The following is a 9920-nucleotide window of genomic DNA, read 5'->3' as shown; positions in this document are numbered from 1 at the left end:
GTTCGGTCACTCACCTACGACCTCCAGGAGCCCCTCATGTCCACCACCCTTCCCCGCACCCCCACCCCGCCCCTAGGTTGGGGGGACCCGCATCGCCGACCGCGCACCACAGAGTTCCGATGGAGGAACGCCATGGCCACGACACCCGTGCTCCGCAGGATCGCGATCGCGCTGGTCGCGGTCGTCGCAGTGGGAGTGGCGGGTGCCGCACCGGCGTCCGCTCTCGACAGGCCCGTCTCCGGATACCTGAAGGACAGCGGGCTCACGCCCGAGAAGATCCGCGACTTCCTCGGCGGACCCCTCATCTCGCCCTCGACGCAGGTGGGCTACGGCGGAGCGGTCTCGAGCGTCGACGCGAACGCGAGCCGCGTGGGCATGGAGGTGCTGAAGCGCGGCGGCAACGCAGCTGACGCCGCGGTCGCCACGGCCGCGGCCCTCGGCGTGAGCGAGCCGTACAGCGCCGGCATCGGCGGAGGCGGGTACTTCGTCTACTTCGACAAGGCCTCCGGCGAGGTCAGCACCATCGACGGACGCGAGACAGCACCGGCCGGCATCACCTCGGACGCGTTCCTCGACCCCGCGACCGGAGCCCCGTACCCGTTCACCCCGGACCTCGTCTCCTCCGGCGTCGCGGTCGGCGTGCCCGGCACGGTGGCGACCTGGGACACCGCGGTCGACCGCTTCGGCACCCTGCCGCTCCCCGTCGTGCTGGCGCCCTCGATCGCGCTCGCGGCGAAGGGCTTCCGGGTGGACGAGACCTTCCGCAACCAGACGCTCGACAACCTCGAGCGGTTCCAGGCGTTCCCCGACACGGCCGAGCTCTTCCTCCCCGGTGGGGACGCGCCGAAGGTGGGCAGCACCTTCCGCAACCTCGACCTCGCGAAGACGCTGACCTCCATCGCCGTCCACGGGCCGGACGCGTTCTACGAGGGCGCGCTGGCCGCCGAGATCGCCGACACGGTCCAGAACCCGCGGATCGCCGAGGGGTCGGACCTCCCCGCCCCGGCCGGCACGATGACCGCCGCCGACCTCGCGGCGTACTCGGTCGCCGAGCAGGCGCCGACCCGCGTCTCCTACCGCGGACTCGACGTCTACGGCATGGCGCCCTCCTCCTCCGGCGGGATCGCGGTCGGCGAGGCCCTCAACATCCTCGAGAACCACGACCTCGCGGCCGAGGACACGGGCAGCGCCCTGCACCTCTACCTCGAGGCGTCCGCCCGCGCCTTCGCCGACCGGGGCGCCTACGTCGGCGACCCGGCCTTCGTCGACGTGCCCACCGAGACGCTCCTCAGCCAGGAGTTCGCGGACTCGCGGGACTGCACGATCGACCCGGCGACCGCCTCCGTCCGCCCGGTCGCGCCCGGCGCTCTCGACGGCTCCGGATGCGCGACCGCCCCCGCCGCGGAGGAGTCGGACACCGAGAACATCTCCACGACCCACCTCTCGGTCGTCGACAAGTGGGGCAACGCCGCCTCCTACACGCTCACGATCGAGCAGACCGGCGGCTCGGCGATGACCGTCCCCGGACGCGGCTTCCTCCTCAACAACGAGATGACCGACTTCTCCCCCACCTTCGTCGACGGGGACCCGAACCGGATCGAGCCGGGCAAGCGCCCGCGCTCGTCGATGTCGCCGACGATCGTGCTCGACGGCGGGGACGTGCGGTTCGTCGTCGGCTCGCCGGGCGGATCCACGATCATCACGACGGTCCTGCAGACCCTGGTCAACCGCATCGACCTCGGCATGACGCTCCCCGAGGCGGTGGCAGCGCCCCGCGCCTCCCAGCGCAACGGCGCGACGACCTCGGCCGAGCCCGAGTTCATCGAGGCGTACGCCGACGACCTCGCTCCCTTCGGCCAGCAGCTGGTCCCCTCGGGCGACACCTTCACCTCGGCCGCGCAGATCGGGGCGGTGGCCGCCATCGAGGTCGACCCCTCCGGCCGGATGACCGCGGTCGCCGAACCGGTGCGGCGCGGCGGCGGCGTCGGGCTGGTGGTCCGGCCCGAGAAGTGACGCCCCGGAGCCTCCGCGGCGCGCTGAGAGGAACCGCCGGCCGGCCGCCCCTCTCGCCCGAGAGCGGTCCTCCGCGGGAAGGAGGCGTCTGCGACACTGGGGAGATGTCGTCGTCGCGCCCGCTGCGCACCCTCCGGGGTGTCGTCGCGGCGACGGTGGCGACGCTCGTCGCACTGTTCTCGCACGTGGCCGGCGGCGGCCAGATCCCGGGTCCGCTCGGTGTCGCGATGCCGCTCGTCCTGTCGGTCCTGGTGTGCGTGGCGCTCGCCGGGCGCAGGCTCTCCCTGGTCCGCCTGGCGGTCTCGGTGGGAGTCAGCCAGTTCCTGTTCCACACGCTCTTCACGATCGGGACCTTCGCGGGGCCGGTCGATGCGCCGACCCTGCACGCGCACCACGGTGCCGTGATCGACGTCAGCGCGGCGATGACGCACAGCGGGATGACCGGCTCCTCGATGTGGGCGGCGCACCTCGTCGCCGCCGTCGCGACGACCGCGGCGCTCCACCGCGGCGAGTCCCTCCTCGTCCGAGTCGCCGCGACGACGAGCCACCTCGTCACCCGCCTGGTGCGGGTCGTGCCGGCTCCGGTGGCCGCTCCTCGACCCGCGCGACGCTCCTCCTTCGAGCTGCGCGACGTGCTCCCCCTCGCCTCGGGCGTCTTCCCCCAGGCGGCGCTGCGGCGCGGCCCCCCTCTGCAGCCCGCCTCCTGATCATCGACGCGAGCCGCGGCGAGGACCTCCCCGGAGGTCCCCGCGGCGTCTGACCGACCCGTCTCCTCCCCGGACCCTCGCGAACGGCGCGCCCCTCACCGGGACGGCGGAGGCCGACGAGCCCGACTTCGAGGCGACGACGGCAATCGGCTTCCCGGTGATCCCGGAGTTCTCGCACATGAGGCGCGCCCGCTCGGAGAACACCGCCGAGCGCTTCCACCGCCGCGCCTACAACTACGACGACACCCCGACGGGCGAGGACATCTCGAACTCCGGGCTGATCTTCGCGGCGTACCAGGCCGACGTCACCGCGCAGTTCGTGCCGATCCAGAAGCGACTGGACGAGCTGGACCTGCTCAACGAGTGGACGACGCCGATCGGCTCCGCCGTCTTCGCGATCCCGCCGGGCTGCGTCGAGGGCGGCTACATCGGCGACACCCTCCTCTGACCCTCACCGGCACCCGCCACAGCACCGAAGGACCGGAAGCATGACCACCACCGCCACGAGACCCCGCGACTCCGCCGACACCCCGCCCCCGCCGCGCAGAAGCAGCGCAGGCTGGCTCGGACAGCTGCTGCTCCGCCTGCACTTCTCCGCCGCCCTGTTCGTCGGGCCGTTCATCCTCGTCGCCGCGACCAGCGGAGCGCTCTACGCACTCACCCCGCAGCTCGAGCAGGTCGTCTACGCGCAGGAGCTGCACGCCCCCGAAGCGGACACCTACCTGCCCCTGGCCGACCAGATCGACGCCGCCGACGCGTACACCGGAGGCGGGCAGAGCATCGTCGCCGTCGGCCCCGCCCCGAACCCCGGCGACACCACCCGGGTGATGTACGCGGACCCGTCGCTCGACGCCAGCGAGACCCGCGCGGTCTTCATCGACCCGGCCACCGCCGACGTCCGCGGCGACCTCACCGCCTACGGCACCAGCGGCGCCCTGCCGTTGCGGACCTGGATCAGCGACCTGCACCGGACGCTGCACCTCGGGGACGTGGGCCGCTCCTACAGCGAGCTCGCCTCCTCCTGGCTGGGGGTCGTCGCCCTCGCCGGCCTGGGCCTCTGGATCATCCGCCTCCGCCGAGCCCGCGTGAAGAGGGACCTGCTGCGCCCCGCGCCGAGGACCACCGGCTACAAGCGCCTGTTCTCCTGGCACGCCTCCACCGGCGTCTGGCTGCTCGTCGGCGCCCTGTTCCTCTCGACCACAGGCATCACCTGGTCGCTCTACGGAGGCGGGAACTTCGAGACCCTCCGCTCCGCAGTCGGCTGGACCACGCCCTCGCTGGGGACGACGCTCGGCGACCGGACCGGCGAGGTGGCCGACGAGCACGCCGGGCACGCCGGACACGGCGCGGCCACCGGCGACGCCGTCGAGTCGACGGCGGGCTACTCGCCGGCCGCCTACGACTCGGTGCTCTCGGTCGCCCGCGAGGTCAACGTGAACACGGGACTGGTCGAGATCCGGCCGCCCGCGGCGGAGGGCTCGGCCTGGGTCGTGCAGGAGATCCAGCGCAGCTTCCCGACCGAGGTCGACGGCGTCGCGATCGACGGGAGCACGATGCAGGTCGTCGACCGGGTCGACTTCGCCGACTTCGGCCTCGTCGCCAAGCTCTCCCGCTGGGGCATCGACACGCACATGGGCTCGATGTTCGGGCTGCCCAACCAGCTGCTGCTGTTCGTCACCGCGGCCGGCATCGCCACGATGGTCCTGCTCGGGTACCTGATGTGGTGGAAGCGCCGCCCCACCCGCGGTCCCCGACGGCTCGGCGGCACCCCGCCGGCCCGGGGAGCGCTCCGGCGCGCGCCGTGGTGGGGAGTCGCGTCCGTCCTGGTCGTCGCCGCCGCGCTCGGGCTGTTCCTCCCGCTCCTGGGTGCGAGCCTCGCGGCCTTCGTGATCATCGACACGCTGCTGGGGCTCCGACCCGCGCACCGCTGAGCGCGCGGGCGCCGGCCCGGTGAGGTCCACCGGGCCGGCGTCACAGCCCCTTCGGGAAGCCGAGGGAGCGCAGCACGGGGTCGAGGCCCTCCCACTGCTGACGCCGCTCCGCGTCCCGGTCGGCGTCGCTCCCCCGGAGTCCGACCGCCTTCCTCACCGTTGTCTCCGTGGATTCGGGGCAGTTGTCGGCTCCGGAACGCGCCAGGGGTCCCGGGTACGGCTGACCGCCTTCAGCCGCCTGATGGCATGCCGTGATGAGCCGCCCGGGACCCCGCAACGGCAGGACCGCTCATGGAGAGACGCGACCAGATCGCCCCGTGATGACATGCCGGCGAGGTCGTTCACGGCGCACCGCACCCGCTGAACGGAAGGACCCTGCGTGCCCCGACTCCGGGCCGGAATCGACGCCGGCAAGACCGACCACCACTGCCGGTGAGGGTGCATCGATGATGCTCATCGCGCGCCTCCGAGCCAGAGTCCTGTTGCTGCGGCGATGACGCTGAGGAGGAGCGTGCCGAGGGCGTTGATGGCGGAGGCGAGTTGGCGTCCTTCGGCGAGGAGACGGACGGTTTCGAGGCTGGCGGTGGAGAAGGTGGTGTAGCCGCCGAGGAAGCCGGTGCCGAGGACGAGTCGCCACGGCTCGGGGGCGATGCCTGCGAGGGCGAGGCCGGTGATCAGGCCGAGGAGGAGTGATCCGGTGACGTTGATGACGGTGGTGCCCCAGGGGTAGGCGCCGCCGGTGCGGGCCTTGATGAGCCCATCGAGGAGGAGCCGTGTTGCGGCTCCGATTCCACCGGCGAGGGAGAGCGCGAGGAACAGTGCGGGTGTCATGCCGGCACCTTCCTCTGCGTGCGTCGCCGGTGGAGTGCTGCGGCGAGGGCGACTCCGGTCCAGGACGCGAGGGCACCGAGCAGGACGGTGCCGAGCGCGTAGAGGGCGGCGGGTGCGGGGTGTCCTGTGGTGAGCAGGTGGGCGGTGTCGGTGGCGAGGGTGCTGTAGGTGGTGAAGCCTCCGAGCGCTCCGGTACCGAGCAGCAGCCGTGCGGTGCGGCGTCGGCCCTCGTCGCTGCCGGCTCTGGCGAGGCTCTCCAGGAGTACGCCGAGCAGGAGCGCGCCGACGATGTTGATGGCGAAGACGACGGTGTCGAAGGCGGGATCGGCGGGAAACGCGAGGGTCAGGCCCTCCCGCGCCCCGGTCCCGACCGTGCCGCCGGCGGCGACGAGGAGGAGGTATCGCGGACGCAGGTGCACGGGTCGTGGCGTCCCGTCGGGGGCGTCGTCGACGTCGAGGTCGCTGTCGACCGGCAGCTCGGGGTCGGGGTCCGGGGGGCGGTGACGGTGGCGGTCATCAGTCACGGGGAGTGGGACCTTTCGGGAGGGGGCGGGTCAGTGGGTGAGACCGTAGTGCAGCGTGGGGTCGAGGTGTTCGATGTCGACGAGGCGGTTGTACTTCGCGACCCTCTCGCCGCGCGCGGGGGCGCCGGATTTGATCTGCCCGACTCCGGTTCCCACCGAGAGGTCGGCGATGAAGGTGTCGAGGGTCTCGCCGGAGCGGTGGGAGACCATGCAGCGCATGCCGGCGTCGTGCGCGGCCGCGATCGCGTCGAGGGTGCCGGTGATGGTGCCGATCTGATTGGGCTTGATGAGTGCGGCGTTGGAGTAGCCGTTGCGGGCTCCGTCGCGGATGCGGTCGGCGTCGGTGACGTAGAGGTCGTCTCCCACGAGCTGCACCCGGTCGCTGATGGCGTGGGCGAGGAGGGCCCAGCCCTCGTGGTCGTCCTCGGCGAAGCCGTCCTCGATGCTGCGGATCGGGTAGTCGGCGATCAGCTTCTCGTAGTAGCGGGCGAGTGCGTCGCGGTCGAGATCGGTGCCGGCGACGGTGTAGTGGCCGTCGCCGTGGAAGAAGCCGTTCGCGGCGGGATCCATCGCGATCGCGATGTCACCGGTGCCGGGCTGGTATCCGGCGTCGGTGATCGCTGCGACGAGGAGGTCCAGGGCGTCTTCGGGCCGGTCGATGGGGGGCGCGAAGCCGCCCTCGTCGCCGAGCCCGGAGGTGCCGTAGGCGGTGCGGACGCGGGCGGCGAGGGCGTGATAGATCTCGGCGCCGACCTGCACGGCCTCCTCCTCGGTGCCGGCGGAGACGGGGGCGATCATGAACTCTTGGAAGTCGAGGCCGTTCGCGGCGTGCGCGCCGCCGTTGATGACGTTGAAGTGCGGGACGGGCAGGGAGGCGGTCGCCCCGGTGTGATCGGCGATCCACCGGTGCAGGGGCAGGCCGGTGCGCGCGGCGAAGGCGCGGGCGGCCGCGATGGAGACGGCGACGACGGAGTTCGCTCCGAGGCGGGCGAGGTTCGCGGTTCCATCCAGTGCTCGCAGCGCTTCGTCGATCTCGCGAAGCGAAGTCCAGGAGTGGTCGAGCAGGAGGGCGCGGATCTCGCCGTCGACGGCCGCGACAGCGGAGCGGACTCCGCGTCCGCCGAACGCGGGGCCGCCGTCGCGCAGCTCGACCGCTTCGAACGCGCCCGTCGAGGCGCCCGCGGGGGCGGAGGCGTCCAGGACGGTGTCGTCGTCCAGACGCAGGGTGACAGCGACGGTCGGGAAGCCGCGGGAGTCGAGGATCTGCCGTGCGGCGACGTCGGTGATGACCAGCGGGTGTCCGGCGGGGTGGGTGACGTACTCGCCCGTCCCGTGGATGCTGGTGCGGGTGTGGCTGATGTAGGCGTTCATCAGGTTCCTCCTTCGTGGGCGAGCGTGATCGCCGCCCGGTCGGCTCTTGCGGGGTCGAGGTAGCGTCCGCTCCTCGAGATCGGTGTCCCGGACGGCCCGGTGTCGTACAGGTACGGCTGACCCGTCGGGATGTTCAGATCGCGGACCGCGGCATCGCCGAGGTCCTCGAGAAGGGCGCGCAGCGCGCGCAGGGAGTTGCCGTGCCCGACGATGAGCACCGTCTCGCCCTCCTGGAGGGCGGGCATGATGCGCTCCTCGAGGAGCGGCTGCAGTCGGTGGACGACGTCGCGCAACGACTCCATCTCCGTCATCGCCTCGGCCGGCTGCCCACGGAACGCCGCGGACCTGTGCAGCTGCACGAAGGCGGCGGCGGACAGAGCAGGCGGGCGGACGTCCATCGACCGGCGCCACTCCAGGAAGGCGTCGGCCCCGTACCGGGCTTCGACGGCGCTTGTGGACAGGCCGGTGAGCGCTCCGTAGTTGCGCTCGTTCAGCCGCCACTGGGCCGCGACGATCCGCGGCCGCCCTGGAAGGGAGCCGGCGATGATCCGGGCCGATTCGGTGGAGCGCTGCAGGGTCGACGTGAGGATCAGATCGGGGTCGATCGATGCGTCCCTCAGTAGCGTCGCGGCCTGTCGCGCTTCGTCACGTCCGAGGTCGGTGAGGGGGACGTCGAGGACGCCGCAGAAGAGACCGTCGGCGTTGCCGGTGCTCTCACCGTGGCGCACGAGGACGAGCGGGGGATGCGCGGGCATGGGTCACCTACCTGGTCTCTGATCGAGAAGGTAGGAACCATCAGCCTCGGCGGCAGTTCGAGCTCACGCTCGGGCGGGATCCATCACCACTGCCGTCAGCCTACGCCCGCACCTCGGTCAGGACCAGGGCAGCGGCTCCGAATCATCGACCGGGGCGAGGGGGATCATGAGGGCCGGCCGGTGCTGACGGTGAGCGAGACGGGCGCCGACGGCACCGGAGAAGACCTCCTGCACGGTGCGACGCAGAGACGGCTCCTTCGTGCCGACAATGATCATGACCGCATCGACACGGTCCGCGAGCGTCGCCAGAGCGTGTGCAACGTCACCGGCCATCTGATGCGTCTGCCACGGGACACGGTCACCGACGATCCGGTCAAGCCGCTCGAGGATCGCAGGATCTGGAGCCAGCGGAGTGTCGCGGATGCACTGCGGGCGACACCGGTGCCTTCCTCCCGGGTCTGGTCCCCGCCAGCTGCCCGCGCGTACGCGCGCGGACGCTGCGGCGTACCCGGATCGGCTGCTACTGACGAAGCGCGCCTCGGGAACGAACGGTGGGATCACGCTCGACCCGACGATCGGGGTGTCGTCGAGGATGGCACGCGGTCGAACAGATCACCACGGAGACCACCGCGCGCGAAACGGTGAGAAGCAGCTCAGTCGCAAGGGGGTCTCGGATCGTCGTTGTCGCGGTTCACTCACTGCATGGATGGTCTGCCCTTCGTTGTTCTCGTCGTCATCTTTCTCGCCGCCGCCGCAGTGGTGTGGATCGCCGGCATCCAGTTATCGAAGGCCACGGATGTTCTGGACGCGCGTCTGCACCTGGGGAGTGCGCTGGGCGGTCTGATCGTTCTCGCCGTCGCGACGAACCTGCCGGAGATCGCGATCACCGTGTCCGCCGCGCTCTCCGGGAACCTGGACGTCGCGGTCGGCAACATCCTCGGCGGCATCGCACTACAGACCGTGGTCCTCGTCGTCCTCGACCTGTTCGGCAAGCGCGGAAGAGGTGCGAAGCCGCTCACCTACCGTGCCGCGTCCCTCACACTCGTGCTCGAGGGGCTCGTGGTCGTCGCGGTGCTCGCCGTCGTCATCGCCGGCAGCCAGCTGCCCTCCGGACTGGAAGTGCTGCGCCTGACCCCGGACGTCGTCCTCATCGCCGGCCTCTGGGTCGTCGGGCTGCTGCTCGTGCAACGCTCCGGCAAGCACCTCCCCTGGCACGAGGACGGGCGGGCCCCCGACGCGACAGCATCCCCCTCGAAGAAGAAGACGCACCCGATGAGCACACGCAAGGCGACCATCGTGTTCACGATCTCCGCCGCGGCGACCCTCCTCGCCGGTGTCGTGCTCGAGCGCGCCGGTGATGCAGCATCCTCGCAGCTCGGTCTCTCAGGGGTGCTGTTCGGAGCCACCGTGCTCGCTCTCGCCACCTCCCTCCCCGAGATCTCGACCGGGCTGCAAGCCATCAAGCAGGGCGACGACGACCTCGCCATCAGCGACATCTTCGGCGGCAACGCCTTCCTCCCCGTCCTGTTCCTCGTCGCCACCGTCCTCTCCGGCACCGCAGTCCTCCCGCAGGCGAACTCGTCCGACATCTACCTCACCGCTCTCGCCGCCCTGCTCACCCTCGTCTACATCGTCGGACTGATCTTCCGACCCACCCGCCGCATCGCCGGCATGGGAATCGACTCGTTGATCGTGCTCGCGCTCTACACCGTCGGCATCGCCGGGCTCTTCGCCATCACCGCGACATGACGTCCGCGCCGCCGTGGGCAGATCGACCAGATCGCTGTA

General features: G+C 71.5%; 9 protein-coding genes, 1 pseudogene and 1 riboswitch. Of the genes and pseudogenes, 5 read left to right on the top strand and 5 right to left on the bottom strand.

The features are described from left to right. The first annotated feature begins 132 nt into the window (after positions 1 to 132). From ggt to C5C82_RS14045, 4 genes and pseudogenes are all read left to right on the top strand, one after another. On the top strand, positions 133 to 2013 hold the full coding sequence (gene ggt / locus C5C82_RS14060; protein WP_104250437.1) for a gamma-glutamyltransferase: 1881 nt from the start codon (positions 133 to 135) through the stop codon (positions 2011 to 2013). A gap of 104 nt (positions 2014 to 2117) precedes the next feature. After that, positions 2118 to 2720, top strand: coding sequence for a hypothetical protein (locus C5C82_RS14055; protein ID WP_104355245.1), 603 nt, complete (start codon positions 2118 to 2120; stop codon positions 2718 to 2720). A gap of 67 nt (positions 2721 to 2787) precedes the next feature. Next, positions 2788 to 3168 (top strand): annotated as a pseudogene (locus C5C82_RS14050) (Dyp-type peroxidase); the annotation flags it as partial. 40 nt (positions 3169 to 3208) lie between these two features. Beyond that, a complete protein-coding gene (locus C5C82_RS14045) occupies positions 3209 to 4651 on the top strand; it encodes a PepSY domain-containing protein (protein WP_104355244.1) in 1443 nt (480 codons plus the stop codon). A gap of 453 nt (positions 4652 to 5104) precedes the next feature. Here the strand turns inward: C5C82_RS14045 and crcB are convergent, their stop codons facing one another. The 5 genes from crcB to C5C82_RS14020 all read right to left on the bottom strand — a co-directional run bounded on the left by crcB (position 5105) and on the right by C5C82_RS14020 (position 8465). Continuing rightward, positions 5105 to 5482, bottom strand: a complete 378-nt coding sequence (gene crcB / locus C5C82_RS14040; RefSeq protein ID WP_104224798.1) for a fluoride efflux transporter CrcB — start codon at positions 5480 to 5482, stop codon at positions 5105 to 5107. After that, complete coding sequence (locus C5C82_RS14035) at positions 5479 to 6006, bottom strand: CrcB family protein (RefSeq protein ID WP_258062373.1); 528 nt, start codon at positions 6004 to 6006, stop codon at positions 5479 to 5481. The genes crcB and C5C82_RS14035 overlap by 4 nt, the downstream gene beginning before the upstream one ends. Positions 6007 to 6036: 30 nt before the next feature. Continuing rightward, positions 6037 to 7377: a phosphopyruvate hydratase gene (gene eno / locus C5C82_RS14030; RefSeq protein ID WP_104224797.1), complete on the bottom strand. Its 1341-nt coding sequence runs from the start codon at positions 7375 to 7377 to the stop codon at positions 6037 to 6039. Further along, positions 7377 to 8132, bottom strand: a complete 756-nt coding sequence (locus C5C82_RS14025) for a 2,3-diphosphoglycerate-dependent phosphoglycerate mutase (RefSeq protein ID WP_104355243.1) — start codon at positions 8130 to 8132, stop codon at positions 7377 to 7379. The genes eno and C5C82_RS14025 overlap by 1 nt, the downstream gene beginning before the upstream one ends. A 24-nt stretch (positions 8133 to 8156) precedes the next feature. Further along, positions 8157 to 8229, bottom strand: a riboswitch (Fluoride riboswitch). A 20-nt stretch (positions 8230 to 8249) separates the two neighbouring features. Then, on the bottom strand, positions 8250 to 8465 hold the full coding sequence (locus C5C82_RS14020; RefSeq protein ID WP_104248139.1) for a hypothetical protein: 216 nt from the start codon (positions 8463 to 8465) through the stop codon (positions 8250 to 8252). A gap of 369 nt (positions 8466 to 8834) precedes the next feature. On the opposite strand from C5C82_RS14020, the gene C5C82_RS14015 reads away from it, so the two are divergent. Continuing rightward, positions 8835 to 9881, top strand: a complete 1047-nt coding sequence (locus tag C5C82_RS14015; RefSeq protein ID WP_104224794.1) for a sodium:calcium antiporter — start codon at positions 8835 to 8837, stop codon at positions 9879 to 9881. The last annotated feature ends 39 nt before the right edge of the window (positions 9882 to 9920 follow it).

Origin of the sequence: Rathayibacter sp. AY1D5, assembly GCF_002932515.1 — a bacterium.
Taxonomy (GTDB): domain Bacteria; phylum Actinomycetota; class Actinomycetes; order Actinomycetales; family Microbacteriaceae; genus Rathayibacter.
Note: the sequence above shows the minus strand (reverse complement) of the source record. Positions and strands in the feature narration are given on the sequence as shown.

Excerpts from the sequence above, each read along its gene's own strand:
- C5C82_RS14020 (WP_104248139.1), bottom strand. The coding sequence starts at position 8,465 with ATGGCCGGTGACGTTGCACACGCTCTGGCGACGCTCGCGGACCGTGTC.
- C5C82_RS14045 (WP_104355244.1), top strand. The coding sequence starts at position 3,209 with ATGACCACCACCGCCACGAGACCCCGCGACTCCGCCGACACCCCGCCC.
- eno (WP_104224797.1), bottom strand. The coding sequence starts at position 7,377 with ATGAACGCCTACATCAGCCACACCCGCACCAGCATCCACGGGACGGGC.
- C5C82_RS14015 (WP_104224794.1), top strand. The coding sequence starts at position 8,835 with ATGGATGGTCTGCCCTTCGTTGTTCTCGTCGTCATCTTTCTCGCCGCC.
- C5C82_RS14025 (WP_104355243.1), bottom strand. The coding sequence starts at position 8,132 with ATGCCCGCGCATCCCCCGCTCGTCCTCGTGCGCCACGGTGAGAGCACC.
- crcB (WP_104224798.1), bottom strand. The coding sequence starts at position 5,482 with ATGACACCCGCACTGTTCCTCGCGCTCTCCCTCGCCGGTGGAATCGGA.
- C5C82_RS14055 (WP_104355245.1), top strand. The coding sequence starts at position 2,118 with ATGTCGTCGTCGCGCCCGCTGCGCACCCTCCGGGGTGTCGTCGCGGCG.
- ggt (WP_104250437.1), top strand. The coding sequence starts at position 133 with ATGGCCACGACACCCGTGCTCCGCAGGATCGCGATCGCGCTGGTCGCG.